Origin of the sequence: Mycobacterium farcinogenes, assembly GCF_019739075.1 — a bacterium.
GTDB lineage: Bacteria > Actinomycetota > Actinomycetes > Mycobacteriales > Mycobacteriaceae > Mycobacterium > Mycobacterium senegalense.
In genome coordinates, this window is sequence record NZ_CP081673.1 from 2,239,950 (window position 1) to 2,265,269 (window position 25,320).

Below are 25,320 nucleotides of genomic sequence, written 5' to 3' on the forward strand. Positions count from 1 at the left end.
GCAGGCATGACCAACCTCCCTTCGACCGCGCCGAAGAAACGACCCGCATGGCTGGTCGGCGGCCTGACGATCATCAGCTTCGTGGTGCTGCTGTGGGTGATCGAGATCGTCGACACCGCCATGGGTCACCGGCTCGACCAGGACGGCATCCGGCCCCTGCAGACCGACGGGCTGTGGGGCATCCTCTGGGCGCCGCTGCTGCACGGCGGCTGGGCGCACCTGATCGCCAACACCGTGCCCGCGTTGGTGCTCGGATTTCTCATGACGCTGGCCGGGATGGGGCGGTTCATCGCCGCCACCGCGATCATCTGGATTCTCGGCGGGTTCGGCACCTGGGTGATCGGCAATATCGGTCTGCATTGCCCGTACGTGACCGTGCAATGCACCAGCACTCACATCGGCGCATCGGGTCTGATCTTCGGCTGGTTGGCCTTCCTGATCGTGTTCGGCTTCTTCACTCGCAATGCGTGGGAGATCGTCATCGGCGTCGTCGTGCTGTTCGTGTACGGCGGCGTGCTGTTCGGAGTGCTGCCCGGCAATGCGGGGGTGTCCTGGCAGGGTCACCTGAGCGGGGCCATCGCCGGCCTCATCGCGGCGTACCTGCTGTCCGGCCCGGAACGCAAGGCGCGGGAAGCGCGCAAGCGTCCCAACCAGCTCACCTCATGAACGACCGACTCGCACCCGTCGGCATCTTCGACTCCGGGGTGGGCGGGCTGACCGTCGCCCGCGCCATCATCGACCAACTGCCCGACGAGGACATCATCTACGTCGGCGACACCGGCAACGGTCCGTACGGACCGCTGACCATCCCCGAGATCCGGGCCCACTCGCTGTCCATCGGCGACGATCTGGTGGCCCGTGGCGTCAAGGCTCTGGTGATCGCCTGCAACACCGCGTCGTCGGCCTGCTTGCGTGACGCGCGTGAGCGCTACTCTCCGGTGCCGGTGGTCGAGGTGATCCTGCCCGCGGTGCGACGCGCGGTGGCCGCGACCCGCAACGGCCGCATCGGCGTGATCGGCACCGCGGCCACCATCGCCTCGGGCGCTTATCAGGACGCGTTCGCCGCCGCACGGGACACCGAGGTGTTCGGGGTGGCTTGTCCGCGCTTTGTCGACTTCGTCGAACGCGGTGTCACCAGCGGCCGTCAGGTGCTCGGTCTGGCCGAGGGATATCTGGAGCCCCTGCAGCGCGCCGAGGTGGACACCCTGGTTCTGGGTTGCACGCACTATCCGATGTTGTCGGGCCTCATCCAGTTGGCCATGGGCGACAACGTCACCCTGGTGTCCTCGGCGGAGGAGACGGCCAAGGATCTCCTGAGGGTGCTCACCGAACTCGATTTGCTGAAACCGCATGAATCCGGTCCGGCCCGACGGGTGTTCGAGGCCACCGGCGATCCTGAGGCGTTCACCACACTCGCCACCCGGTTTTTGGGTCCGGGCCTGGACGGGGCGCGGCAGGTGCGCCGTCATGCAGGGGTCGGAAAATGATCTCCGTCGCCCAAAGCGGCGATGTCTTGGCAACGCGCACATCGGGCATGGCAAGCTAGACACTGTGCGATTGACCATCCTGGGATGCTCCGGCAGCGTTGTCGGCCCGGATTCGGCAGCCTCTGGCTATCTCGTCACCGCACCAGACACGATTCCGATGGTTGTCGACTTCGGTGGTGGCGTCCTTGGTGCGTTGCAGCGCTACGCCGACCCGAATTCGGTCAACGTGTTGCTGTCACATCTGCACGCCGACCACTGCCTGGATCTGCCGGGGTTGTTCGTGTGGCGCCGGTACCACCCGATCCCGGCGACCGAGCGCGGCCTGATGTACGGGCCGGCCAACACGTGGTCGCGGCTCGGTGCGGCGTCGTCACCCGAGGGTGGCGAGATCGACGATTTCACCGACATCTTCGAGGTGCGGCACTGGGAAGACGGCTCGGCGATACAGATGGGTACCCTCAGCATCACGCCGCGCCTGGTGTGCCACCCCACCGAGTCCTACGGCATGCGGTTCACCGATCCATCCGGCGCGACGTTGGTCTACAGCGGGGACACCGGATACTGCGACGCCTTGGTCGAGCTGGCCCGCGGGGCCGATGTCTTCCTGTGCGAGGCGTCCTGGACGCACGATCCGTCGCGTCCGCCCAAGCTGCACCTGTCCGGCACCGAGGCGGGGCGTGCCGCTGCGGCAGCCGGCGTCGGTGAGCTGCTGTTGACCCACATTCCACCGTGGACGTCGCGCGAGGACGTCATCAGCGAAGCCAAGGCCGAGTTCGACGGCCCGGTACACGCCGTGGTGTGCGGCGAGACGTTCGACGTCACCCGCGGCTGACTCCGCTAGGGTTGGCCGGGTGTCCAAGCGAGAAGACGGCCGTCTCGACGACGAGCTGCGTCCGGTAACCATCACCCGCGGATTCACAACGCACCCCGCCGGCTCGGTGCTGGTGGAGTTCGGCCAGACCCGCGTCATGTGCACCGCGTCGGTCACCGAAGGCGTGCCGCGCTGGCGTAAGGGCTCCGGGCAGGGCTGGCTGACCGCCGAATACGCCATGCTGCCGGCCGCCACCCATGACCGCTCGGACCGCGAATCGGTGAAGGGCCGCGTCGGCGGCCGCACCCAGGAGATCAGCCGGCTGGTCGGACGCTCGTTGCGGGCGTGCATCGACCTCGGCGCACTGGGGGAGAACACCATTGCCATCGACTGCGACGTGCTGCAGGCCGACGGCGGTACCCGGACCGCCGCCATCACCGGCGCCTATGTGGCGCTGTCCGACGCGGTGACGTATCTGGCCGCGGCCGGACGGCTTTCCGACCCGCGCCCGCTGTCCTGCGCGATCGCCGCGGTGTCGGTCGGCGTGGTCGACGGACGCGTTCGCGTCGACCTGCCCTACGTGGAGGATTCTCGCGCCGAAGTGGACATGAACGTCGTCGCCACCGACACCGGCACCCTGGTGGAGATCCAGGGCACCGGCGAGGGTGCGACCTTCCCGCGGTCCACGTTGGACAAGATGCTCGATGCCGCGCTCGGCGCCTGCGAGCAGTTGTTCGTGATCCAACGCGAGGCTTTGGAACTGCCGTATCCAGGGGTGCTGCCCGAGGGGCCGGCCCCCAAGAAAGCGTTCGGTAGCTGAGTGCCCGCACTGCTGGTGGCCAGCCGCAACGCCAAGAAGCTGGCCGAGCTGCGCCGGGTGCTGGATGCCGCCGGGGTAGTCGGCCTGGAGTTGTTGTCGCTGGCCGACGTGGCGGCCTATGACGAGGCGCCCGAGACCGGTGCGACGTTCGAGGAAAACGCGCTGGCCAAAGCGTCGGACGGCTTTCGGGCTACCGGATTGGCTTGTGTCGCAGACGATTCCGGGATCTCGGTAGATGCCCTGAACGGGATGCCGGGCGTGCTCTCCGCGCGGTGGTCCGGTGTGCACGGCGACGACGCGGCCAACACTGCCCTGCTGTTGGGGCAGCTGGCCGACGTGCCCGATGAACGGCGCGGGGCGGCGTTCGTGTCCGCGTGTGCTTTGGTCTCTTCGTCCGGTTCGACGGTGGTGCGAGGGGAGTGGCCGGGCAGCGTGACCCGCGAACCCCGTGGTGACGGCGGGTTCGGCTACGACCCGGTCTTTCTGCCTGCCGGATCTGATCGCACTGCCGCCCAGCTGTCACCAGCCGAGAAGGATGCGGCATCGCATCGCGGCCGGGCGCTGGCGTTGTTGGTGCCTGCGCTGCGGGAATTGGCTGCGTCCTAGCCTGCGTTTTGTCACGCCAGCGCACCTGTCGAGCTCGAGCGTCACGCTGGCGTGCATGAAATTGCCGGCGGGCCCGCGATTGTCACTCTGGAGTGGCGGCCGAGCTCGGGCGTCACTCCAGAGTGACAACGCAGCGGCGGGTCAGCATGAGTGCCCCCGCGGCGATGACGGCACTGATCACCATGGCAACGGCCATGGGCAACGCGGTGTGGTCACCGCCGAGGCCGACGATCGGCGACACCACCGCCGCCAGACCGAACTGCAGGGCTCCCAACACCGCCGAACCGGTGCCGGCCGCATGGCGAACCTGATCGAGCGCCAGCGATGTCGCATTGGCCGCCACCAGGCCGAGGCTTGCCACCGCGCCCCACAGCAGCAGCAATGACGCCCACAAGACCGGGCCGATCAGGGCGTCGACCACCAGCAGCACCGAGAACAGGACGAGCAGGCCCACCCCGAGGTGCAGCAGTCTGCGCTGGCCGAAACGGCCGACGATCCTTGCGTTGACGGCGTTCACGATCACGATGCCCGCGGCGTTCGCGGCGAAGGCGAACGAATAGTGCAGCGGGGACAGGCCGAGCACGTTTTGGAGCACGAACGGTGAAGCCGAGATGTAGGCGAACATCACGGTGAATCCGAACGCAAAGGCCAAGGTGTAGCCGATGTAGCCGCGATTCGTCAGCACCGACCGCGCATCGCGCAGCATGGCGGCGACGCCGCCGGTATGGCGCCGGTCTTGGGGATGGGTCTCAGGGAGGACGGCGACGACGCCGAGGAACATCGCGACGGCGAGCCCGGCGAGAATCCAGAAGACGCCGCGCCAGCCGATCAGGCCCATCAGCGATCCTCCGATGAGCGGCGCCAGCACCGGTGCGGCACCGTTGATGATCATCATCAGGCTGAACGCCCGGGCGGCCACGGCGCCATGTGCGCGATCGGCCACCACAGCTCGGCTCAGCACCACGCCGGCGGCGCCGCTGAATCCCTGTACGAATCGAAATGCCGTCAGTGCGGCGATGTTCGGAGCCAACGCGCAGGCCACCCCGGCGAGGATGCAGACGAAGGTGCCGGCGAGCATGAGAGGGCGCCTGCCGAATCGATCCGAGAGCGGACCGATGACCAACTGCCCGCTGGCCAAGCCCACCATGAACGAGGTCAGGGTGAACTGAACGGCCGAGGCCGATGTGCCGAATTCGGCTGCCATTGCCGGGAAGGCCGGCAGGTACATGTCGATCGACAGCGGCGCCACGGCGGTCAGCAGGGCAAGCACGCCCAGCCAGCTCAGTGGCAGCGCGGGTGTCTGGGACGTCGTCTCGGCATTTGTGGTTCGAGTAGTCATGAGGCCTTAGATCAAAGATTTATGTATAAGGTTATATGTAATATAGCGGATATGACGGCTCCTCGAGTACCCACGGCACCGCGTGATGTGCGTGACACCGCGGCTGCCCTGCGCACTCTGGTCTGGTCGCTGCGGCGGTTCGGTGAGAAGCAGGTCGGTCTGGAACCCTTGCCGCATTCGGAGTTCGAAGTCATCCGTACGGTGGGCGACCACCCGGGGATCAGTGTCTCCGAGACCGCTCAGGTGTTGGCGCTGCAGCCCAGCAACGTAAGCACCACGGTGCGGAAACTGGTTGAGCGCGGTTTGATCGACCGGGCACCCGACCAACATGACCGTCGCTGTATCCGGCTGCACCTGACGGCCAGGGCGGCACAGCACAAGAAGATGATCGACGCCGCATGGACCGAGGCCGTCCGCGAGCAGTTCGCTCAGATGACCGAGGAGGAGGTGGCGACCCTGGTCAAAGCCGGGCCGCTGCTTCGGCGCCTGGCGTCGATGGGATAGGGGACCGGGGTCCCTAGACGCCGAAGCGTTCCTTGATGTCGCGGGTGTTGAAGTGCTCGACGATGATGCCGACCAGCGGGATCGTGCCGGCCAGCAGGACGCCGATGGTCTTGCCGATGGGCCAGCGGATCTTCACCGCCAGGTTGGCGGTGAAAAGCAGGTAGATGAAGTAGACCCAGCCGTGCACGATGCCGATCCAGCTCGGCGGGTTGTCCACCTGCACGATGTACTTGAGGACCATCTCGTAGCACAGCGCGATCAACCAGATACCGGTGGTCCAAGCCAACACGCGGTAGCCCAACAGGGCCTTACGGATGGTCTCCTTGGGGGTGCTGACCTCGGCCTGCGGTTCGGTCATCTATCGGTCCTGTCTTTCTTCTCGGACTGGTCGGACTTGGCCAGCTCGGCAAGGTAGGCGTTGTACTCGGACAGTTCTTCGTCGCCGGCATCCGCGGCCACGGCCTTGGGGCGTTCCGGCAACAGGCCCGCCGGGATCTCGGTGACGTCGCCGCTCGGCCGCTCCGGCGGAGCGTCCTCGTACCGGACGAACTTGTAATAGGCGTAAAAGCAGAACCCGGCGAACATCGGCCACTGCAGGGCATAACCGAGATTCTGGAACGTCCCCGAGGCCGACTCGTAGCGCGTCCACTGCCACCACGCCAGCGCCAGGCATCCGGCGGCGCCAAGACAGACCAGTGCGATGAGCGCTGGTCTCCTACGCCGTGTAGTGGACATTCGTCCATGGTACGGCGCGGTGCTCAGACCTCGAAAATGCACCGTATGACGGTGGCTAGACCTTGGGGCCGATGAACTCGTCGAGACGAGTGGTGGCGGCCTTGCGGTAGATCGACACGACGTACTTGGTCGAACGCGTCCACGGGATACCGAGGTGATCCAGTGCGGCGGTGAACAGGTTGAGGATGTCGTCTGAGTGATTCGTGAAGTGGTATCGGATGCTCTTGATGCCGCGGTCGTTCGCGACCACGCGACACCCGTCGCTGTGAATCAGGCCGCGCACGAAGTCCTCGGTGGCCCGGTCCACAAGATCCTGCTGCCAGCTCTCGAGCCGAATCGGTCGGTTGTGCTTACGGCCAGGCCCGTGTTGGGGGAACAGGCATGGCCAGTGCTTGGAGTACAGCGAAACTTGGACGCAACCCTTCTTGGCCACGAGACCTGTTACTTGACCTGGCATGACCGACTCAACTGCCTGGCGGCACCGGTCGATTATTGTGGGGTACTTCTTGTCGAGCGTGATCCGTAGGCGCCAGACGCGCGTGTTGCGTGAGATGTCGCCGTCTCCCAGATAGAGGCCGAGGAGATACGCGTACGCGCTGACAGGCAGCGCACCAAAATCATGGTCTACGCCGCATGGCGACGATGCTGGCTCTTGCAATCGTTTGGGTGGTTGGCTTCGCCAGTCCCGAACAGTCGGACGAGGTATACCCGTGTGCCGAGCGATTGCGCAGTCGTTCAAGCCAGCCGCGATGAGTTGCTGAACCTTGTTGAACTCGTTTGCCGACCGTATGGCGCACCCCTCTCGAAAGGCGATGCCTCGACGATATTGGTGGCCACTGACAGATTCGGCAACTGATAGACCGGTAGGATCAGGACCCTTGCGGGCGTGATGGAACGGCAGACATGCCGGCTTTAGGTGCCGGTGCTCGAGAGAGCGTGTGGGTTCGAATCCCACCGCCCGCACTCTTCAGGTGATCTCAAACTGGTCGCATACGGTGCCGAATTTATGGACGATGGTCGTTCTCCGAGCCCTCGACCGAAGGCACCCGCAACTCCTCGCGCAGTGATGCGATCTCGGCACGCAACTCGTTGATGTGTGCCGCCGTCACGGCTGCCGTGGCAGCGTCGTCGTCCGCGACGCTCTGCACGATCCACGACGCGATCGTCGCGGTGATCGAGCCGACCAGGCTGATCCCGCCGATCATCAGCAGCGCGGCGATGACTCGTCCGGTCGTCGTCACCGGGTACATGTCGCCGTATCCGACGGTCGTGATGGTGGTGATCGCCCACCAGACCGCCTGGCCGAAATCGGTGATGTGGGCGTCGGGGTGACCGCGCTCGGCCTGCAGTACGGCCAGCGATGCGACGTACACCAGCAGCACCGCGCCCGAGATCGTGTAGAGGATGACCTTGCCGCGGATCGCGTGGCCGACGGCTTTCTGGATCACCCCGATCAGCACGATGAGCCGTAACAACCGCAGCGGCCGCAGCAGGGGCAGTATCACGATCGCCAGGTCGACCAGGTGGGTTCGGAACCAGTGTGCGCGGTCATCGGCGAGGTACAGCCTGGCCCCATAGTCCGCCGTGAATACCGCCCAGGTGAGCCAGGTTGCCAGCTCGACGGCGCGGGCCGCCAGCCCGTGCGGCTGTACCAAGACCTCCACCGAATACGCGGCGAGGAACACTGCTGCCACCGAGGCCAGCGGCCACTCGGCACGGGCCTCCCATCTGTCGAGGCGTTGCGTCGTCACCGCCAAAGTGTGCGATATGGAGCCGAGGCGGGCATGGGTAACCCCGAGGTTCGTCGCTCAGCCGTGCAGCGCGCGGTAGGCATCCACGGCGCCGGGATGAAGAGGTAATGGGGCGTCGGCGGCGAGGACCTCGACAACCGCGGCAACCAAGTCGGAGGCAATGTCGTTGCGGCACAACAACCGGTCGGGCACACCGATGATGCGGGTCCCGGGCGGTACGTAACTGCCCGACGGCGCGAAGCGGACGGTGTATGGATATCCGGCAAGCTCACTCATTTCTGGGGGACCGCGGGACGCCCGACATCGGCAGCCCCGGTATCTAGGCTGGAAGGTGTGAGCAGTCACGATCCTGACAGTGGCGACGGCCCCGCGTCAGCGGCGCGGCGTGGCCGACCGGCACGCATCAACCGCGACCAGATTGTTTCTGCCGCGCTCGGCGTCGCGCCGGAGCCATTGACCATGCAGGCGGTGGCTGATGCGCTGGGCGTGGACCGCAAATCCGTCAAGTACCACATCGGTGATCGCGAAACGTTGTTGGCGCTCATGGCATCAGCGGTGTTCGAGGCGGAGTTCGAGCGTGTGCCACCGCCATCCGACGGTGACTGGCGCGATGTGCTGCGGTGGTACGCATACCGGGTACGCAACGCGATAGCCCAGCTCGGCGTTCACGACGCGTTCCCGATGGAAGGCGCGATCGGTCTCGCGGCGTTGGACCAGGCCGAATTTGTGCTCCGAACGCTGGTGGACGCCGGCTTCGCCGTGAAGCAGGCAGGCCGGGCGGCCAACACCATCGTTGAGTTGGCGCTGTCCGCGGCACGCGATTCCTTGCTGCGGGCCGGGCGAGGTGTCCATCCCCAGCACGAAGAGGCGTTGGCGGCCATACAGATTGGCGAGGGCCGCGCTTACGCGTTACTCCAGCAGGTGCTGGTGGCGATGACCGCGGAATCCGACGAGGACGCGCAGTTGGAGTTCAACCTCGATGTCGTCATCGCGGGGCTGACGTCGACGCTGGCGAGGTAAGTATCGTTTCGCCAGAACGGTGATGGCGCGTACACGGCGTGCTCGTCAGTGCGGAAGGAAGCGATACACGTGAACAAACGGATCGTTGCGGTGATCCTTTCGGTGATGGCGATTGCTGCGGGTTGTGGAAAGGGCGACGACTCCGCGGCGCACACGGTCACCCCAGAGCATGCCCAGACATCCCCGTCGGGCACATACACGGCATATGCCCAAAACGGACCCGTGGAGAACGGGGCAGACACGTGGGTCGTGGTGGTTCGAGACAACGCCGGCCAGGAGGTCTTCCACGACCGTTCCGCCTATAGCCCCGCCAAGGGGGTGATGATCACCTGGTTGCCGACCGAACCCGATCAGCTCTGGGTGTATTCAGCCGATGCCGGCGTGTACCGGATTGCTCCGGGTAGCCACGGCGGATGGACCAGGTCCGGCGTCAAACCCGAGAACGTGCCGTCGGAGATATCCGGACTTTGGGAGTCTTCGCGTTCCTGACTCCACGGGTGCAGACTCGAGGGGCGAGAGGGGAGAAGAACCGATGATCGACGTCCTTCCCGACATGCCCGAGGGCGTGTTCGGTATCCGAGTGTCGGGTCGGGTGCGTGGCGATGACTTGCGCGAGTTCCGGCCGACGATGGACGAACTGCTGGAAACCGGGGAGATCCGGATCGTCGAGGTCATCTCGCCGGACTACGAGGGCTTTGGGCCCGGCGGGCTGGTCGAGGATCTGAAGCTCGGCTTCGGCGCGCTGTTTCGCCACCACTCCGCGTTCAAGCGGATCGCTGTGGTATCCGACTTCGAGTGGGTGGCCCACGCCATGCATGCGTTCGCGTGGATGGTTCCTGGCGAGCTCAAGGTCTTCGGGCTGGGTGAGCTCGACGCGGCCAAGGAGTGGGCCGCGGGCTGAGCTCTGCTCTGTCGTGTCACGATGTCGGACATGACAATCGTTCTGGTGCACGGCAATCCGGAGTCCGACGCGATTTGGGGTCCGCTGGTCGACGTGCTCGGACGTCGGGATGTCGTGCGGCTGTCACCGCCCGGATTCGGTGCGCCGGTGCCCGACGGTTTCTCGGCAACGTACGTGGCCTACCGTGACTGGCTCGAACGCGAGCTCGAAGCCATCGACGGGCCGGTGGACGTCGTCGGACACGATTGGGGCGGCGTGCACGTGGTGAACGCGATGATGCATCGACCCGAGCTGGTGCGTAGTTGGGCCAGCGACATCGTCGGCGTGTTCGATCCGGACTACGTCTGGGCTGAGATGGCTCAGGCATGGCGGACACCCGGCAAGGGGGAACGGCTCGTAGAGAACATGATGGGCGGCACTGTCGAGGTCCGCACCGCGGTGTGGGCCGCGTTGCTGCCGCAGGACATCGCAGCATCGATGGCGCAAGCGCAAGGCCCGGAGATGGGGCAGGCGACCCTGCGGCTGTACCGCTCGGCCGGAGAACCCGAGGACATGGCAACGGCCGGCGGCGGATTGGAGCGGGCGAGTGCCCGCCCGGGTCTTTCGCTGCTGGCCACTGCGGACCCATACGTCGGCTCCGAGGAAATCCGGCGTCGCGCCGCCGAGCGAGCCGGTGCGTCCACAGCGGTGCTCGACGGGCTGGATCACTGGTGGATGGTGCAGGATCCGGCTCGCGGTGCGGCGGCGCTTGCGCGCTTCTGGGAGTCACTCGACTAGTACGTCGGGTTGGTCGCGTCACCGAGATCTACGCCATGGCTGCCGGACACCGCTCGCAACAGCCCTGGTGTCGATTTCGGCGAACAGCCGCCCCCGAAAATTACTTGTTGAACTTCCCGCTCAAATACTCAGCGCGGCAAGCACTCCGGGCCAGTTTGCCGCTCGTGGTCCGGGGGATCACGCCGGCGGCGACCATCCGCACGTCAGCCACGCGGATCTGGTGCTGGCGCGAGACGGCAGCGCGGATGGCGTCGACGATCGGGCCGGGCTCGGCGCGGCCGGCGCCGGCGGCTCGCTCGGCGACGATCACCAGTTCCTCGCCGCGGTCGCCGACTACCGAGAACGCCGCGACGTAGCCCGAGCGCACGGCGGGTGATGCCGCGCTGACCGTGGTCTCGATGTCGGTCGGGTAGTGGTTGCGCCCGTCGATCAGGATCATGTCCTTGATCCGGCCGGTCAGGTACAGCTCGCCGTTGAGGTAGACCCCGAGGTCGCCGGTGGCCAGCCAGTGCCCGTTGTCCGGCACCTCTTCGGCGTGGCTGCCGGACGCCAGCCGGGTTTGCAGCTTGTTGGCGAACACGCGCTCGCTCTCGTCGGGGCGGCCGAAGTAGCCCTGGCCGACGTTGTTGCCGTGCAGCCAGATTTCACCGACGACGCCGTCGGGGGCCTCGCCGCCGTCACCGTCGGCGATCACTGCCCATTGGTTCGGGATCGGCTGGCCGCAGGACACGTGGGCCACTGCGCCCTCGTCGGTCGGGTCGACGATCACTGCGCGGCCGGCATTGAGCTCGTCGCGGTCGAGGTACACCGCGCTGGCCGCAGCGCTCGGCGCGATGCTGGCCACCGACAGGGTCGCCTCGGCCATGCCGTAGGACGGTTTGACCGCGGTCGCGGGCAGCCCGTACGGCGCGAATGCCGAGGTGAACTTTTCGACGGCGGCCATGGTCACCGGTTCGGACCCGTTGAGCAGGGTCACCACGTTGGTCAGGTCCAGGGTTTCGCCGGCCGGCGGGAGACCGCGCTCGGCGGCCAGCTCGAAAGCGAAGTTGGGTGCGGCGGCCAGCGTGCGGCCGTGGGCCGCCTCGATGCCGAGCTGCTTGATCCAGCGGTAGGGCCGCCGGACGAACGCCATCGGATCCATGAGCGTGATGTGGCTGCCGCACAACGCCGGGAACATGATCATGATCAGGCCCATGTCGTGGTACAGCGGTAGCCAGCTGACGCTGCGGATACCCATGCTCAGGTCACCGGCCAGGATCATCTGCAAAACGTTGGTGCACACATTGCGGTGGGAGATCTCCACACCGGCCGGGGTGCGGGTGGATCCCGAGGTGTACTGCAGATAGGCGATGTCGTCGGTCTCGACGGTCGGGGCCTGGAACATCGATGCCAGTGAGTCCGGGACGGCGTCCACCGCGATCAGGCGGGGACGCTCCGCGGCGGGAAGGGTGCGCAGGAAATTACGCACCGATTCCGAGGCCGCGCTCGTGGTGAGGACGACGGTCGGTTTGGCGTCGGCCAGTACGGCGGCCAGTCGCTCGGCGTGACCGGCCAGGCTGGGCGCGAACAGCGGCACCGCGATGTTGCCGGCGTGGATGGCGGCAAAGAAGGCGGCCACGTATTCGACGCCCTGCGGGGCCAGGATCGCCACCCGGTCGCGGGGCTGGGTGACCTGTTGCAGCCGGGCGCCGACAGCGCATACCTGGGACCACAAGGCGTTCCAGCTCAGTTCGACGGCGCGGCCGTCGGAGTCGGTGGAGTAGTCGAGGAACCGGTATGACGGCTCGTCCCCAAACGTGAACCGGTTGCGATCCAAGAACGACGTGAGGGTGACGCCGTCGGGTACGACGATGGTGCCGTCCTCGCGAACGTAGTTCTCGATGTTCGACGTCGACGAATCAACTGCACTGGTTGCGAAGGGATCCCGACCCATAACAGGTAAGACTAATAGCGGCTCTAATAAAGCTCGGCCTCGTGGTCCGGTGTGGGTTGTCACCGACTGTCGAAAATGTGACTTGCGTCTCGTTATCGGGGTCCGTCGACGGCATAAGCCCCGTTATTATCCGTGAATTCCACGATTACGCGGCGCAGTGTGTCGTTGATCTCAACCGCGCACGTGAACGTCGCGCCGGTCCGGACGACCGGATTTTTGCCGTCGTTGCATGCGACCGCGACGACTCGGTTTGCTCCGTAGCCATTGATGGGGTCGGACAGGATCTGCGCCACTCCCGCCTCGGCCTGTCGAACGTCGAGCCGGGTGCCACCGGTATCAGAGCGGCTCCAGGCCCACAGCCCGGCGCCGATCACCGCGACCCCGACCACGGCGGCCACCCCGATGTACCGGCTCGAGAATTTGCGCTTGGGCTTCGGGTGCGACGACGGTTGCGGTGCGCGTGGCGGAGGGGGTGCGGGCCGCGCGTGTGGTCGAGGCTGGTGTGGTGGCGGCGGCGACGGTGAGGGCTGTCGCGGGGGCGGCGTCCATGACGGCCGGGCCGGGCGGGGCCCGGGCGGTGGTGGCGTGTGGCCCGGCAGGGGTGCCCCGCCCGGGCGCGCCCACCACGGTTGCTCGGGACCGCTCATCGGATCTCCTCGACTCGGCTCATCACGCGAACCGTTGGTAGCACTGTGCGTCGTCGCCTTGCAGGCCGGACCGGTAGGCCAGGATTCGCGTGAACCCGGCCGGCAGCACCCGGCCGTTGACGTCGCTGGCGGCCAGCCCGTTCGTCAGCAGGCTGCTGATCGCCTCGTCGGTGTCACCGGCTGACAGCGTGATCGGCAAACCCGGCTCGGTCATCCGCGCCTGCCCGACTCCGGTCAGGCAGCCGGTGCGCATGGCAGCCACCGGGGTGTCGAGGGTCAGGCCTTTCTCGTGTTGCACGGCCAGTGCGTAGCGCGATGTCAGCACGGAGATCGCCGAGTTGTCGCCTTGGAGCAGTTCCTGCTCGTCGTTCTCGTTCCTGGCTTCCCCCAACGCTTTGAGCCCGTCGAGATCCACCACGATGGTGTTGGTCGCCGGGCAGTAGGACGCCGGCGGCGACGGCCCGGCGTCGGGACACGCGCTGGGCTTGGTGCTCAGCGACGGCGGGTCGGCGGGGGCGTAGACCCGCCGCAGAGACTGCATGGTCTTGTCGATCAGATCGGCGGTGATCGTGCTGTTGCCGTCGTGTGCGCCGCTGAAGAAGTCGAGGAATTTGGGCAGGTCGCCGCGGCGCTTCTTGATCTCCTCGGAGTCCATGGCCGCGCATTGGTCGACGTTGCCGCTGAACCCGATCTGGAATGCGCTGACCCGGTCCAGCGCCGACCCGTGTTCGTTGCCGGTGAGCGCGGCGTCGACCCGCGTCATCAGGGGATCGCGGATGTAGATCAGGCCGCCCAGGACGTGGTTGAGGCCGTCGCCGGTGCTCAACTCGAAGCGCGGCGAATTGCCCGCGGCCACCCAGCGCAGGTACACCCCGGCCAGGCAGTCGGCCTGCTGCTCTGCCACGAGCACGGGCGTGCTCTCGTTGATCAGCCGGGCCTGTTGCTGGACGGCATGGCCGTACTCGTGCGCCATCACCCCGACCACGCCCATCTGCCCGAAATACTGGGCCGCAACGGGGATCGCGACACCGCGGTCCCAGGCCATCACGTCGCTCTTGAGGCAGTAGAAGGCGTTGGTCAGCCCGACGGTGTTCTGTCCGCAGATGTCGAGGCCGGGGGAGACGTCGGAGTTGTAGGACACCAGCCGGGAAACAGGTGTGAACGTGCCCGGCAGTGAGCCGCCGCTGTAGTTCTGCGACCAGAAGTCCTCGATGTCGTCGACGGCGAGCAGTGCCAGGTCGTCGATCTGGCCGCCGTCGGTGTTCTCGGCTTTGCGGGTGGGTCCGGGGGCTTCGGGCCGGATGCCGCTGTGGCCGTCGGTCACGGGCAGGCCGCCTACCCGGTCGGGCAGAAACAACATCGAGGTGGCTCGGCCGCCGATCACCGTGGCGTCGCTGCAGCCGGCGACCATTACTACACAACAGGCCAGACCGAGCCACCAGCGAAGCCTCGCCACTTTGAGCCGCCTTCCGTGCAATTCACCCCAGCCAGTTCTACCTGTTCGCGCCGACGTTCGGGATCGGCCGCCGGTTACGTGGGCGACAATGGCCGCGTTATGTGCACGTTCGACGATCTGCTGGCCCGTGTGCTGGCGCGCGCCGCGGATTCGGGCACGTCTGTCATCGGGATCACCGGAGCGCCGGGGGCGGGCAAGTCGACGTTGACCGAGGCACTCGTTGCCGCGGCGCGGCTCCGTCTCGGTGCCGACGCGGTGGCCCACGTGCCGATGGACGGATTTCATCTCGCCGATGTGGAACTGCGTCGGCTGGGCCGGCTGGAGCGCAAGGGCGCGCCCGACACGTTCGACGTCGCCGGCTACGCCGCGCTGCTGCGCCGCATTCGTGCTCGGACCGAGCTGGTCTACGCCCCGTGCTTCGAGCGTGACATCGAGCAGCCGGTGGCCGGCGCGATCCCGGTTTCCCCGGACGTCGCTGTGGTGCTCACCGAGGGGAACTACCTTTTGCTCGACGACTCCGCCTGGGTGGCAGTCGCAGGAGAGATCGACGAAATCTGGTACTGCGCAATACAAGACGACCCACGCATCGCCCGGCTGGTGGCCCGGCACATGGCTTTCGGCAAGTCTGCCGACGCTGCACGGCGTTGGGTCGCCGAGGTCGACGAACCCAATGCGCGAATGGTGGCCGCCACGGCGGTGCGGGCCGATCTCGTCGTCTCGATCGATGCTGTGTTGCCCAACTCGTACTGATGATCTGACCACCGCCCGTGTCGACGCACGAGACCGCCATACGCGAAAGGGACTTATGCGCATAACCCGGCGGATAAACTCGCCTCTCGAAATCTGAGAGGCGAGTTTTCTGTTGACAGAACCGAAGCGAAGCACCCCAATCGACCCCACCGTGCGCAAGGCCATCACCGGCGCGTCCATCGGCAACGCGGTGGAATGGTTCGACTTCGCCATCTACGGATTCCTGGCGACCTACATCGCCGCCAACTTCTTTCCGTCAGGCAACGAAACCGCGGCATTGCTCAACACGTTCGCCATCTTCGCGGCCGCGTTCTTCATGCGTCCGCTCGGCGGTTTCGTCTTCGGACCGCTAGGTGACCGGCTGGGGCGGCAACGCGTACTCGCTGTGGTGATCCTGCTGATGTCGGCCGCCACCCTCGGCATCGGCCTGCTGCCCACCTACGCCACCATCGGAGTGGCCGCCCCGTTGCTGCTGCTCCTGCTGAGGTGCCTGCAGGGGTTCTCGGCAGGCGGTGAATATGGCGGCGGCGCAGTGTATCTGGCGGAGTACGCGAGTACGCGGTGGCGGGGACTCACGGTCACGTTCATCGCATGGTCAGGAGTGCTGGGCTTCCTGCTGGGCTCGATCACCGTCACCCTGTTGCAGGCGTACCTGCCGCCTGAGGCGATGGCGAGCTTCGGCTGGCGTATCCCGTTCCTGGTGGCCGCGCCGCTGGGACTGGTCGGCCTCTACATCCGGCTGCGCCTCGACGACACACCGGAGTTCACCAAGCTCGACGAGGCCGACCGGGTGGCGGCCTCGCCTCTGCGCGAAGCCGTCGGTACGGCTCGTCGGGCGGTCCTGCAGGTCATCGGCCTGTTCATCGTGTTCAACGTCGGCTACTACGTCGTCTTCACCTTCTTGCCGACCTACTTCATCAAGGCGCTGAACTTCAGCAAGACCCAGGCGTTCGTCTCGATCACACTGGCCAGCCTGGTGGCGCTGATCCTCATCCTGCCGCTGGCCGCGCTGTCCGATCGGATCGGACGCAGGCCCCTGCTGATCGCCGGCTCGGTGGGGTTCGTGGTGTGCGCGTATCCGGTCTTCCTGCTGATGAATTCGGGCTCGGCGGTGGCGGCGATCGCGGGACACTGCGTGCTGGCGGCCATCGAATCGGTGTATGTGGCGACCGCGGTGACGGCCGGTGTCGAGCTGTTCGCCACCCGGGTGCGCTACAGCGGTTTCTCGATCGGCTACAACATCGCGGTGGCATTGTTCGGCGGCACCACCCCGTATGTGGTCACCTGGCTCACCGCGGCCACCGGCAACAACCTGGCGCCGGCGCTGTATCTCGCCGCTGCGGGCATCGTCTCGTTGCTCACTGTTCTGACCTTGCGCGAAAGTGCGGGGCAACCGATGTGTGGCGTGGGCGGCCCAACGGATCAGCAACGTGCCACGATGGCACAGTGAGCGCTACCAAGCCGACCGCCCGTCCGACGAAAGCCGATGTTGCCAGGCTGGCCAACGTCTCCACGGCAACCGTCAGCTATGTGCTCAACAATGTTCAAGGGCAACGTATCTCGGAGCAGACCCAGGCCGCGGTGCGCAAGGCCGCGGCTGAACTCGGGTACCGGCCCAACCTGGCGGCCCGCAACCTGGCGGTCGGCGGCAGCGGTGTGGTGCTTTACATCGTGCCTCGCACCGACCTGGGGGAATTGCCTCTGGAGGTGGGCAGTCGGCTGACCACTGCGCTCGGCCGGCACGGCATCGTGCTGTCGATGCAGCTCGAGACCGACGATGGCCAGAACATCGTCGACGCGGTGGCCAACCTCGACCCGGTCGCCGTGGCCGGCGTGTTTCCCCTCACGGGCGCCGCCGCCGCTGCGGTCGAGGCGGCGCGGATCCCGCAGATCTACCTGGGCAGCGAAAAGCTGCGCGCGCTCGGCTCGTTGCACCTGACCGTCGGAGAGATGCGGGTGGAGCATCTGATGTCACGCGGGCACACCCGGCTGGCCTTCGCCTATTCCGCCACGGAGGTGCTGCGGCCACTCGGTGACTACTGGTTGTCGGGTCTGCGGGTGGCCGCCGCTCACCATGGCCTGCCCGAGATCGAGGTCGACAGCGTGACCGCCGACGGAGCCGACGCAGCCGCTGTCGTCTCGAAATGGGTGTCGGCCGGCGTGACAGCGGTATGCGCGCAAAGCGACGAGACGGCGTTCGTGGTGCTACACGGGATACGGGAGGCCGGGTTGCGCTGCCCCCACGATCTCGCGGTCATGGGAGTCGATGCCATACCGCTGGGCGCGGTGAGCTCACCCCCGCTGACGTCAGTCATGTTCGACGCCAAGACGATTGTCGACGCCGCAGTCCCGGCCATGATGGCCGAGCTGGGTTACCCCACAGCCGCGGATGCCGAGGGCAGCGACCCGGCCCGCCTCATCGTGCGCGACAGCACCTGAGCATTACATGTGAACGGCAAACCGTAACCCGGCATGGCCTTGTCCGGTGACCTTCCCGACGTGTAGCTTACGCGTGTAAGTAACTCTCCGCAGCCCTCAGAGAGGCGGACCGCCGTGAGTGTGAGCACCACCAGTGACGTCTACTTCGACCCCTATGACGTCGAGATCAACGCCAATCCCTATCCGACCTTCGCCCGGCTGCGCGAGGAATCGCCGCTGTACTACAACGAACAACACGACTTCTACGCGTTGAGCCGTTTCTCCGATGTCAACAAGGGCCTCGTCGATCACGAGACCTTCAGCTCGGCCCGCGGCGCGATCATCGAACTGATCAAAGCCAACATCGACATTCCCTCCGGCGCTCTGATTTTCGAGGATCCGCCGATCCACACCGTGCATCGCAAGCTGTTGTCGCGGATGTTCACGCCACGCAAGATCAATGCGCTGGAACCCAAGATCCGCGAGTTCTGCGCACAGGCGCTCGACCCGCTGGTGGGCACCGGAAAGATCGACTTCATCAAGGATTTCGGCGCGATCATGCCGATGCGGGTGATCAGTGCGCTGCTGGGCATCCCCGAGGATGACCAGGAGATGATCCGCGACCACGGCAACGACCAATTGCGCACCGAGGCCGGCAAGCCGATGAAGGCGGCCGAGCAGGGGCTGGTGGATGGCTCGATCTTCGAGACGTACATCGACTGGCGCAAGGACAATCCGTCCGACGACATCATGACCGACCTGCTCAACGTCGAGTTCACCGACGAGCACGGGGTCACGCGCAACCTCACCCGCGAGGAGCTGTTGATCTACATCAACGTGGTCGCGGGCGCGGGGAACGAGACCACCACGCGCCTGATCGGTTGGGCGGCAAAGGTGCTCGCCGAGCATCCGGATCAGCGTCGTCAGCTCGCCGAGGATCCCTCGCTCATCCCGCAGGCCATCGAAGAGCTGTTGCGTTTCGAGCCTCCGGCCCCGCACGTAGCCCGGTATGTCACGCGCGACATCGAGTTCTATGGTCAAACGGTTCCCGAGGGCAGCGTCATGATGATGCTGATCGGCGCGGCCGTTCGCGACAGCCGCCAGTTCCCGCCCGACGGTGAGGTTTTCGATATCCACCGCGAGCAGCGTCAGCACCTGGCGTTCAGTGTCGGCACCCACTACTGCCTGGGCTCGGCGCTGGCGCGACTGGAGGGCCGGATCGCGTTGGAGGAGATGCTCAAGCGGTTCCCGGAGTGGGACGTCGACCTCGACAACGCCGTTCTGTCGCCGACTTCGACCGTCCGCGGGTGGGATTCGATGCCGGCGGTCATTCGGTGACCGCTGCGCTCACCGTCCCGAAGGACTGGGCTCAAGTCACCCCTGAGTGGATGACGGCGGCGCTGGCCGATCATCACCCGGAGGCGGTGGTGGACAAGGTGACCGTCGACATGCGCGACGACGGCACCAATCGTCGGGCGCGCCTGTCGGTCACGTACAAGCCAGGGCCTGCCGGTCCGTCCACGGTGTTTGCCAAAGCCGTGGATCCCGACCACAAGGAGATGATCAAGTACACCAGCGGCCTGTTGCACGAGCCCAGGTTGTTCAACTCGAAAGTCGAACTGCCGCTGGAGCATCCGACGGTCTATGCCGCACCGCTCGATGAGCGTGACGAAGACTTCGTGTTGATCATGGAGGACCTGACGGCCCGCGCGGCCGATCCGCGGGATGCCACCCGGCCGCTGACAGTGGAGCAGGCCGCACACGGGGTGCGGGGCCTGGCCCGGCTGCACGGGGCATTCTGGGGCGAGCGGGTGCGCCGCCCCGGCCTGGAGTGGCTGGAGCCGTTCGTGCCGTGGGACGGCATGCAGTGGGCGCCGTTGCCGGCTGCACTCGAGCGCCTGGGTGACGACGCACCGGGGTCGGTGCAGGCACTGACCATCGACGATCTGGTGGAAGGGATTTGGAAGCCCTTCATCCGCACGCTGACCACGCCCGGTACTGCCAGGACGTTGCTACACGGCGATCCGCACATCGGGAACACCTACCTGGTGCCGAGTGGCGATGTCGGGTTCCTGGACTGGCAGGTGGCCCGCCACGGCAACTTCTCCTTGGATCTCGGTTACTTCCTGCAAGGCGCACTGACCACGGAGGACCGTCGGGTGGCCGAGCGTGAGCTACTTGAGGAGTACCGCAACGAACTTGGCCTGCCCGCCGACGAACTGCCGTCGCCCGACGAGATCTGGCTGCGCTACCGGGCTTCGGTCGCCCACGGTCTGATGACCTGGCTGGCCACCGCCAGCGCGGGGGAGTTGTGGCAGCGCCCGGACATCGCACTGGCACTGGCGCAGCGGTATTCGGCGGCCTATGAGGATCTGCAGACCGCGCAGGCACTGGCCGATCTCCTCGACCGCTGAGGTCGACCGCGGCTGCTCAGCCCGTCGCGGGCAGGTCTGACGGCAGATCGGTGATGTGCCGCCACTGTTCGAAGTGCGCGGCCATGGTGGCGGCGGCCAGATCGGGGTCGCGGAGGCGCAGCGCCCCGACGATCTGACGGTGGATCAGGTCGGTGCGGAAGTGCCCGTGCTCATCGGGTTTCTCGGAGGTGATGGCCCGGATCCGGCGTTGGCTGAGCAACTCGCGCAGGACGTCCACCAGGCCATCGGCGATGAGGTTGAGCACCGGGTTGTCGACGATGCGGTACAGGCACCGGTGGAAGTTGTAGTCGGCGGCGTCGGCGCCGGCATGGTCGCCGGCCGCTGAACCGGTAACCATCTGCTCGACATAGTCCTCGAGCTCAGCGAGGTCGGCCGGGGTCGCCCGTATCGCGGCGGCACGAACGACGGTCTCTTCCAACATCTCTCGGCCGCGCTCCAGTTGATCTGTGGTGATCAGTCCCAAGCGCACACTCAGGTCGAAGAACAACCGGACCGCGGTGGGGCTGGAGGCGGCGAGGTGGATTCCGCTGCCCTGCGTGCGGGTCACCAGGCCCAGCGACTCCAGTGCGGCGAGTTGTTCGCGCAGGGCCCCGCGGCTGATCCCCAGGGTCTCTGCGAGCTGGCGTTCGGTGGGCAGGCGGGCGATCTCACCGTCGGCGGTACGTGTGGCCGAACGCATGATCTCGTCGACCACTCGTTCCAGGGCGTCCAACATCCACCTCCCGCAGATTGGCCGACCAATGTCGCGTGTCCGTTCACTGTAGCCCAATCGTGGCTGGTGGCATGACGACGAACACGACGGTTGACAGTGAGTGACCTCCGCCATACCGTATTGGTCAAACCAAATTGGTTCAACCAATCTGACTACGCGGAGGCCTCGCTTGAGTTCCATCACCCTCGTCGGCTTGGGCGCGATCGGGTTGCCGATGGCCCAGGTTCTGGCGAAATCCGGGCACCAGGTTGTGGGTGTCGACCCGATCGAGGCGGCACGCCGGCGGGCCGGCGAGGCCGGCATTTCGTCCGTCGAGACCATCACCGCGGCGCCGCCGTCGCCACTGGTCATCGTCATGGTGGCCACCGGAGACCAGCTGAACACCCTGATCGATGAGGCCGGTGCGGATCTCGCCGGCCAGACCTGGGTGCTGATGTCGACCGTCGGCCCCGACGCGCTCAAGGCTGCCGCCGAACGGCTGTGCACCGCCGGTGCCCGGACCGTCGACGCACCGGTGACCGGAGGCGTGGCGCGCGCGCAGACGGGCGAGCTGGTGATTTTCGCCGCCGGTCCGGACGCCGTGGTCGACGACGTCCGCGGCGTGCTTCAGGCGTTGGGCACCGTCCGCGCCGTCGGCACGGCCCTCGGCGACGGTCAAGCCATCAAGGTGGTCAACCAGCACCTGTGCTCGGTGCACATCGTCGCCGCGGCCGAAGCGCTGAACCTGGCCGCCACGCTGGGACTGGACCAGGCGGCCGTGCTCGATCTCGTCCAGCACGGCGCGGCCGGTTCCTGGATGCTGTCGGATCGCGGCCCGCGCATGCTGCTCGGCACCGACGCCCCGGTCACCAGCACCATCGACATCTTCGTCAAGGACAGCGGGCTGGTTGCCGATGCCGCCGCCGGATCCGGCGCCGACGTGCCACTGCTCGACCTCGCGCGCCGGCGCTACCTCGACGCCGTCGGTCTCGGCCTGGGCCGGCGCGACGACAGTCGCGTCATCGAAACCTACGAATCGGACAGAGGAGCCGCCCGATGACCGCGAAACCGACTGTCGCGGCTGACGACCCGCGGCGGGTATCGCTCGCGTCGATGATCGGCTCGGCCGTGGAGAGCTACGACTTCTTCATCTACGGCACCGCGGCCGCAGCCTATTTCGGCAGTGTCTTCTTCCATGCCGACGAGCCGATCGTCGGCGTGCTGGCCTCATTCGCCACGCTCGCGGTGGGCTTCGTGTTCCGGCCCGTCGGTGGGTACCTGGCGGGGCATTTCGGTGACCGGTTCGGCCGCAAGGCCGTGCTGTTCTGGTCCCTGGTCGTGATGGGCGTGGGCACGGTCCTGATCGGAGTGCTGCCCACCTACCAACAGATCGGGGTGTTGGCGCCGATTCTGCTCATCGTGTTGCGCATGGTGCAGGGCATCGGTTTCGGCGCGGAGTGGGGCGGGGCCGTGCTGATGGCCGTCGAACACGCGCCGCCGCACCGCCGCGGGCTGTTCGGTGCGGTGCCCCAGATCGGCATCCCGCTCGGGTTGGTCCTGGCCAACGGTGCCTTCCTGCTCTCGAGCGCGCTGTTCGACGGAGACTGGGTGTGGCGCGCGCCGTTCCTGGCGTCGTCGGTGATGATCGCCATCGGCATCTATGTCCGACTCGGCGTGAGCGAATCTCCGGACTTCGAGAAAGTCAAGGCAGCCAACGAGATTCACCGTCAACCCGCGCTGGAGGTGATCCGGTCGGACTGGCGGATGATCCTGCGCATCATCGGTCTGCGACTGGCCGAGACCGGTGGCTATTACGTGTCGACCAGCTTCGTCCTGTCCTACGTGGGCCTGGCCGCGATCTCGTCTAAGAACGACGTCCTGGCCGGCACGCTCATCGGTTCTGCGCTGGGCCTGGCGAGTCTGCCGTTGTTCGGTGCGCTGAGCGACCGGATCGGCCGCAAACCCGTCTTCCTGATCGGCTCGGTTTTCACCATCGCGTTCGGTATCCCGATGTTCCTGCTGATCAACACCGGCGCGTTCGTCATGATCGTGGTCGCGGTCGCACTCGCCCTGCTGCTCAGCCACGATCCGATCTTCGCGGTCGAGTCGAGCTGGTTCTCCGAACAGTTCCCGGCCAACGTGCGGTCCTCGGGAATCTCCTTGGGCTACAACGGCGCATCGGTGATCGTCGGCTTCGTCCCGTTCATCGCCACCCTGGTGTACGGCAGCATGGGCTGGCTCGGTCCGGCCCTGCTGTTCATCCTCATGGGCGTCATCTCCACCGCGCTCGCGGTCCGCACACGTGAGACAGCGCCCGCCCTGATCCCATCGGCCCCCCGCCCGCCGGCAGAAAAGGTTGCCTGATCATGACCACTGTTTCCGATCCCGCGACAACGGCAGTCGCGCCCGAGCGGGTGCGCCGCATCGCCCAAGCCGCACAACGCATCCGGCATTACGCGTTGACCCAGGCCGAGGTGCAGGGCCAGGGCTACATCGGCCAGGCTCTCGACATCGCCGACGTTCTGGCGGTGCTCTACACCGACCAGTTGAACCTGCGTCCGGAGGAGCCGGAGTGGGAGGGCCGCGACCGCTGTCTGCTGTCCATCGGCCACTACGCGATCGCCCTGTACGCCGCGTTGGCCGAGGCGGGATTCATCCCTGTCGAGGAGCTCGACACCTATGCCACCGACGAGTCCCGGCTGCCGATGTCCGGCATGGCCGGCTACACGCCGGGCATGGAGATCTCGGGCGGCTCGCTGGGCCACGGGCTGGGCATCGCCGTCGGAAAGGCACTCGGTTTGCGCCGCAAGGGAAATCCGGCGTTCGTCTACAACATCCTGTCCGACGGTGAACTCGACGAGGGTTCCACCTGGGAAGCCGTGCAGACCTGCGCGCACTTCGGTCTCGACAACGTCATCGCGGTCGTCGACATGAACAATCAGCAGGCCGACGGGCCGGCCCAGAGCATGCTCCGGACCGAACCCGTACACGAGAAGTTCGCGGTCAACGGCTGGGACGTGCGCCGGGTCGACGGCCATGACATCGCCGCGGTGGTGGAGGCCTTGGAGGATCTTCGAGCTCGGCGCGGCCGGCCCAAGGCTCTGATCTGCGACACGGTGCTCGGTAAGGGCGTGGCCATGCTGCAGAGCCGCGACAAGTTGCACTTCATGCAGGTCGCGCCGGACGAATGGGCGCTTGCCCACCAACAGCTCGACGAAGGGTTCACGTCATGACCACCGCAGCCCCCAAGAAACGCCTGACCTCCGACGCCATGATCGCCTCGATCGCCGACGGCGACAAGGTGGTGCGCGCGCCGTTCGGTCACGCCTTGCTGGCCGCGGCCGAGCGGAATCCCCAGATCGTCGGGTTGAGCGCGGATCTCGCGAAATACACCGACATGCACATCTTCCGTGACGCGATGCCAGACCGGTTCTACCAGGTCGGGATGGCCGAGCAGGTGCTGATGGGAGCGGCCGCCGGGCTGGCCGAGGAAGGGTTCGTGCCGTTCGCGTCGACTTATTCGGTGTTCGCCACGCGCCGGGCCTACGACTTCATCTGCCTCGACATCGCCGAGCGCATGCTCAACGTCAACATCGTGGCGGCGCTGCCGGGGCTGACGACGGGCTACGGGCCGAGTCATCAAGCGACCGAGGACATCGCGATCCTGCGCGGCATGCCGAATCTGACCATCGTCGATCCCTGCGATTCGGTGGACATCGAGCAGGCGGTCCCACAGTTGGCCGCCAGCCCTGGCCCGACCTATCTGCGGTTGCTGCGCGGCGCCGTGCCGACCGTGCTCGACGAGTACGACTACACCTTCGAGCTCGGCAAGGCCGCGAAGCTGCGGGATGGCGCCGAGGTGCTGTTCATCTCCTCGGGCCTGATGACCGAGCGTGCCCTGCAGGCCGCCACGCAGCTCGAGCGGGACAACGTCGATGTCGCGGTGCTCCATGTGCCCACCGTCAAGCCGCTCGACGAGGCGACGATCCTGGCCGAGATCGCCAAGGACCGGCTGGTGTTCACGCTGGAGAACCACTCGGTGATCGGCGGATTGTTCGAGTCGATCGCCTCTGCGCTCGTGCGCAACGGGGTATCGCGGCCGGTGTCGCCGATTGCACTGCCCGATGAGTTCCTCGTCGCCGGCGCATTGCCCACGTTGTACGACCGCTACGGCCTGTCGGTCAGCCGGATCGTGGACCGGGTGCGCTCGGCGCTGTAGCCGTCGGGATTCCGCCTCGC

At 66.5% G+C, this 25,320-nt stretch carries 29 protein-coding genes and 1 tRNA gene; 20 read left to right on the forward strand and 10 right to left on the reverse strand.

All coding sequences use genetic code 11. The features are described from left to right. The first annotated feature begins 6 nt into the window (after positions 1–6). The 5 genes from K6L26_RS10610 to rdgB all read left to right on the forward strand — a co-directional run bounded on the left by K6L26_RS10610 (position 7) and on the right by rdgB (position 3,724). A complete protein-coding gene (locus K6L26_RS10610) occupies positions 7–666 on the forward strand; it encodes a rhomboid family intramembrane serine protease (RefSeq protein ID WP_221853103.1) in 660 nt (219 codons plus the stop codon). After that, a complete protein-coding gene (murI, locus tag K6L26_RS10615; RefSeq protein WP_019344252.1) occupies positions 663–1,487 on the forward strand; it encodes a glutamate racemase in 825 nt (274 codons plus the stop codon). The genes K6L26_RS10610 and murI overlap by 4 nt, the downstream gene beginning before the upstream one ends. A 64-nt stretch (positions 1,488–1,551) precedes the next feature. Next, positions 1,552–2,319, forward strand: coding sequence for a cyclic nucleotide-degrading phosphodiesterase (locus K6L26_RS10620; protein WP_019344251.1), 768 nt, complete (start codon positions 1,552–1,554; stop codon positions 2,317–2,319). A 19-nt stretch (positions 2,320–2,338) separates the two neighbouring features. After that, positions 2,339–3,118 (forward strand): ribonuclease PH, encoded by a 780-nt coding sequence (gene rph / locus K6L26_RS10625; protein WP_019344250.1) that lies wholly within the window; start codon positions 2,339–2,341, stop codon positions 3,116–3,118. Next, on the forward strand, positions 3,119–3,724 hold the full coding sequence (gene rdgB, locus K6L26_RS10630; protein ID WP_036393110.1) for an RdgB/HAM1 family non-canonical purine NTP pyrophosphatase: 606 nt from the start codon (positions 3,119–3,121) through the stop codon (positions 3,722–3,724). Between the two features lie 112 nt (positions 3,725–3,836). On the opposite strand, the gene K6L26_RS10635 is transcribed toward rdgB, so the two are convergent. Beyond that, positions 3,837–5,063, reverse strand: coding sequence for a multidrug effflux MFS transporter (locus K6L26_RS10635; protein WP_076210546.1), 1,227 nt, complete (start codon positions 5,061–5,063; stop codon positions 3,837–3,839). A 51-nt stretch (positions 5,064–5,114) separates the two neighbouring features. Here K6L26_RS10635 and K6L26_RS10640 point away from each other — a divergent pair, with 51 nt between their 5' ends. Beyond that, the gene (locus K6L26_RS10640) at positions 5,115–5,567 is read left to right on the forward strand and encodes a MarR family winged helix-turn-helix transcriptional regulator (RefSeq protein ID WP_064895572.1); all 453 of its coding nucleotides are present in this window, start codon (positions 5,115–5,117) and stop codon (positions 5,565–5,567) included. A 13-nt stretch (positions 5,568–5,580) separates the two neighbouring features. Here K6L26_RS10640 and K6L26_RS10645 read toward each other — a convergent pair whose 3' ends face one another. Genes K6L26_RS10645 through K6L26_RS10655 form a run of 3 tightly spaced genes read right to left on the reverse strand, consistent with a single transcriptional unit; the run spans position 5,581 to position 6,759 of the window. Next, positions 5,581–5,925, reverse strand: a complete 345-nt coding sequence (locus tag K6L26_RS10645) for a DUF3817 domain-containing protein (RefSeq protein ID WP_019344246.1) — start codon at positions 5,923–5,925, stop codon at positions 5,581–5,583. Then, positions 5,922–6,302: a hypothetical protein gene (locus tag K6L26_RS10650; RefSeq protein WP_019344245.1), complete on the reverse strand. Its 381-nt coding sequence runs from the start codon at positions 6,300–6,302 to the stop codon at positions 5,922–5,924. Before K6L26_RS10650 ends, K6L26_RS10645 begins: the two co-directional genes overlap by 4 nt. A gap of 55 nt (positions 6,303–6,357) precedes the next feature. Then, on the reverse strand, positions 6,358–6,759 hold the full coding sequence (locus K6L26_RS10655; RefSeq protein WP_221853104.1) for an LAGLIDADG family homing endonuclease: 402 nt from the start codon (positions 6,757–6,759) through the stop codon (positions 6,358–6,360). 423 nt (positions 6,760–7,182) lie between these two features. On the opposite strand from K6L26_RS10655, the gene K6L26_RS10660 reads away from it, so the two are divergent. Further along, a tRNA-Leu gene (locus K6L26_RS10660) sits at positions 7,183–7,265 on the forward strand. A gap of 41 nt (positions 7,266–7,306) precedes the next feature. On the opposite strand, the gene K6L26_RS10665 is transcribed toward K6L26_RS10660, so the two are convergent. Further along, positions 7,307–8,053, reverse strand: coding sequence for a potassium channel family protein (locus tag K6L26_RS10665; RefSeq protein WP_221853105.1), 747 nt, complete (start codon positions 8,051–8,053; stop codon positions 7,307–7,309). Positions 8,054–8,110: 57 nt separating this feature from the next. Next, on the reverse strand, positions 8,111–8,329 hold the full coding sequence (locus K6L26_RS10670; protein WP_221853106.1) for a hypothetical protein: 219 nt from the start codon (positions 8,327–8,329) through the stop codon (positions 8,111–8,113). 57 nt (positions 8,330–8,386) lie between these two features. Here K6L26_RS10670 and K6L26_RS10675 point away from each other — a divergent pair, with 57 nt between their 5' ends. The 4 genes from K6L26_RS10675 (at position 8,387) to K6L26_RS10690 (ending at position 10,751) form a co-directional block, all read left to right on the forward strand. After that, positions 8,387–9,073 carry a TetR/AcrR family transcriptional regulator C-terminal domain-containing protein gene (locus K6L26_RS10675; protein WP_221853107.1) on the forward strand — a complete coding sequence of 229 codons (687 nt, stop codon included), beginning with the start codon at positions 8,387–8,389 and terminating at the stop codon, positions 9,071–9,073. A 69-nt stretch (positions 9,074–9,142) separates the two neighbouring features. Beyond that, complete coding sequence (locus tag K6L26_RS10680; RefSeq protein ID WP_221853108.1) at positions 9,143–9,562, forward strand: hypothetical protein; 420 nt, start codon at positions 9,143–9,145, stop codon at positions 9,560–9,562. Between the two features lie 43 nt (positions 9,563–9,605). Then, positions 9,606–9,974, forward strand: coding sequence for a SpoIIAA family protein (locus tag K6L26_RS10685; protein WP_221853109.1), 369 nt, complete (start codon positions 9,606–9,608; stop codon positions 9,972–9,974). A gap of 30 nt (positions 9,975–10,004) precedes the next feature. Next, complete coding sequence (locus K6L26_RS10690; protein WP_221853110.1) at positions 10,005–10,751, forward strand: alpha/beta fold hydrolase; 747 nt, start codon at positions 10,005–10,007, stop codon at positions 10,749–10,751. A 100-nt stretch (positions 10,752–10,851) separates the two neighbouring features. On the opposite strand, the gene K6L26_RS10695 is transcribed toward K6L26_RS10690, so the two are convergent. The 3 genes from K6L26_RS10695 to K6L26_RS10705 form a co-directional block, all read right to left on the reverse strand. Next, positions 10,852–12,684 (reverse strand): fatty acyl-AMP ligase, encoded by a 1,833-nt coding sequence (locus tag K6L26_RS10695; protein WP_221853111.1) that lies wholly within the window; start codon positions 12,682–12,684, stop codon positions 10,852–10,854. Between the two features lie 92 nt (positions 12,685–12,776). Then, positions 12,777–13,082, reverse strand: a complete 306-nt coding sequence (locus tag K6L26_RS10700; RefSeq protein WP_245008718.1) for a DUF4333 domain-containing protein — start codon at positions 13,080–13,082, stop codon at positions 12,777–12,779. Positions 13,083–13,353: 271 nt separating this feature from the next. Further along, on the reverse strand, positions 13,354–14,808 hold the full coding sequence (locus K6L26_RS10705) for a neutral zinc metallopeptidase (protein WP_435405360.1): 1,455 nt from the start codon (positions 14,806–14,808) through the stop codon (positions 13,354–13,356). 78 nt (positions 14,809–14,886) lie between these two features. Here K6L26_RS10705 and K6L26_RS10710 point away from each other — a divergent pair, with 78 nt between their 5' ends. From K6L26_RS10710 to K6L26_RS10730, 5 genes are all read left to right on the forward strand, one after another. Then, a complete protein-coding gene (locus K6L26_RS10710) occupies positions 14,887–15,537 on the forward strand; it encodes a nucleoside/nucleotide kinase family protein (protein ID WP_221853112.1) in 651 nt (216 codons plus the stop codon). A 112-nt stretch (positions 15,538–15,649) separates the two neighbouring features. Next, a complete protein-coding gene (locus K6L26_RS10715; protein ID WP_435405361.1) occupies positions 15,650–16,987 on the forward strand; it encodes an MFS transporter in 1,338 nt (445 codons plus the stop codon). Continuing rightward, complete coding sequence (locus K6L26_RS10720) at positions 16,984–17,976, forward strand: LacI family DNA-binding transcriptional regulator (RefSeq protein ID WP_221853113.1); 993 nt, start codon at positions 16,984–16,986, stop codon at positions 17,974–17,976. Before K6L26_RS10715 ends, K6L26_RS10720 begins: the two co-directional genes overlap by 4 nt. 114 nt (positions 17,977–18,090) lie before the next feature. Beyond that, positions 18,091–19,293 carry a cytochrome P450 gene (locus tag K6L26_RS10725; protein ID WP_043367981.1) on the forward strand — a complete coding sequence of 401 codons (1,203 nt, stop codon included), beginning with the start codon at positions 18,091–18,093 and terminating at the stop codon, positions 19,291–19,293. 50 nt (positions 19,294–19,343) lie between these two features. Continuing rightward, on the forward strand, positions 19,344–20,369 hold the full coding sequence (locus tag K6L26_RS10730; protein WP_221853375.1) for a phosphotransferase: 1,026 nt from the start codon (positions 19,344–19,346) through the stop codon (positions 20,367–20,369). A 16-nt stretch (positions 20,370–20,385) separates the two neighbouring features. On the opposite strand, the gene K6L26_RS10735 is transcribed toward K6L26_RS10730, so the two are convergent. Next, the gene (locus tag K6L26_RS10735; protein ID WP_019347119.1) at positions 20,386–21,105 is read right to left on the reverse strand and encodes a FadR/GntR family transcriptional regulator; all 720 of its coding nucleotides are present in this window, start codon (positions 21,103–21,105) and stop codon (positions 20,386–20,388) included. A gap of 166 nt (positions 21,106–21,271) precedes the next feature. On the opposite strand from K6L26_RS10735, the gene K6L26_RS10740 reads away from it, so the two are divergent. Genes K6L26_RS10740 through K6L26_RS10755 form a run of 4 tightly spaced genes read left to right on the forward strand, consistent with a single transcriptional unit; the run spans position 21,272 to position 25,300 of the window. After that, the gene (locus K6L26_RS10740; protein ID WP_221853114.1) at positions 21,272–22,141 is read left to right on the forward strand and encodes an NAD(P)-dependent oxidoreductase; all 870 of its coding nucleotides are present in this window, start codon (positions 21,272–21,274) and stop codon (positions 22,139–22,141) included. After that, complete coding sequence (locus K6L26_RS10745; RefSeq protein WP_221853115.1) at positions 22,138–23,445, forward strand: MFS transporter; 1,308 nt, start codon at positions 22,138–22,140, stop codon at positions 23,443–23,445. The genes K6L26_RS10740 and K6L26_RS10745 overlap by 4 nt, the downstream gene beginning before the upstream one ends. A gap of 2 nt (positions 23,446–23,447) precedes the next feature. Continuing rightward, positions 23,448–24,314, forward strand: coding sequence for a transketolase (locus tag K6L26_RS10750; protein WP_221853116.1), 867 nt, complete (start codon positions 23,448–23,450; stop codon positions 24,312–24,314). Continuing rightward, entirely contained in the window at positions 24,311–25,300 is a 990-nt protein-coding gene (locus K6L26_RS10755) for a transketolase family protein (protein WP_221853117.1), read from the forward strand. Before K6L26_RS10750 ends, K6L26_RS10755 begins: the two co-directional genes overlap by 4 nt. Positions 25,301–25,320 lie beyond the last annotated feature (20 nt).

Coding starts and splice junctions, on each gene's coding strand:
- K6L26_RS10610 (WP_221853103.1), top strand. CDS start 7: ATGACCAACCTCCCTTCGACCGCGCCGAAGAAACGACCCGCATGGCTG.
- K6L26_RS10650 (WP_019344245.1), bottom strand. CDS start 6,302: ATGTCCACTACACGGCGTAGGAGACCAGCGCTCATCGCACTGGTCTGT.
- K6L26_RS10695 (WP_221853111.1), bottom strand. CDS start 12,684: ATGGGTCGGGATCCCTTCGCAACCAGTGCAGTTGATTCGTCGACGTCG.
- K6L26_RS10635 (WP_076210546.1), bottom strand. CDS start 5,063: ATGACTACTCGAACCACAAATGCCGAGACGACGTCCCAGACACCCGCG.
- K6L26_RS10735 (WP_019347119.1), bottom strand. CDS start 21,105: ATGTTGGACGCCCTGGAACGAGTGGTCGACGAGATCATGCGTTCGGCC.
- K6L26_RS10710 (WP_221853112.1), top strand. CDS start 14,887: ATGTGCACGTTCGACGATCTGCTGGCCCGTGTGCTGGCGCGCGCCGCG.
- K6L26_RS10750 (WP_221853116.1), top strand. CDS start 23,448: ATGACCACTGTTTCCGATCCCGCGACAACGGCAGTCGCGCCCGAGCGG.
- K6L26_RS10685 (WP_221853109.1), top strand. CDS start 9,606: ATGATCGACGTCCTTCCCGACATGCCCGAGGGCGTGTTCGGTATCCGA.
- K6L26_RS10690 (WP_221853110.1), top strand. CDS start 10,005: ATGACAATCGTTCTGGTGCACGGCAATCCGGAGTCCGACGCGATTTGG.
- K6L26_RS10655 (WP_221853104.1), bottom strand. CDS start 6,759: ATGCCAGGTCAAGTAACAGGTCTCGTGGCCAAGAAGGGTTGCGTCCAA.
- K6L26_RS10640 (WP_064895572.1), top strand. CDS start 5,115: ATGACGGCTCCTCGAGTACCCACGGCACCGCGTGATGTGCGTGACACC.
- murI (WP_019344252.1), top strand. CDS start 663: ATGAACGACCGACTCGCACCCGTCGGCATCTTCGACTCCGGGGTGGGC.
- K6L26_RS10730 (WP_221853375.1), top strand. CDS start 19,344: ATGACGGCGGCGCTGGCCGATCATCACCCGGAGGCGGTGGTGGACAAG.
- K6L26_RS10745 (WP_221853115.1), top strand. CDS start 22,138: ATGACCGCGAAACCGACTGTCGCGGCTGACGACCCGCGGCGGGTATCG.
- K6L26_RS10755 (WP_221853117.1), top strand. CDS start 24,311: ATGACCACCGCAGCCCCCAAGAAACGCCTGACCTCCGACGCCATGATC.
- K6L26_RS10645 (WP_019344246.1), bottom strand. CDS start 5,925: ATGACCGAACCGCAGGCCGAGGTCAGCACCCCCAAGGAGACCATCCGT.
- K6L26_RS10670 (WP_221853106.1), bottom strand. CDS start 8,329: ATGAGTGAGCTTGCCGGATATCCATACACCGTCCGCTTCGCGCCGTCG.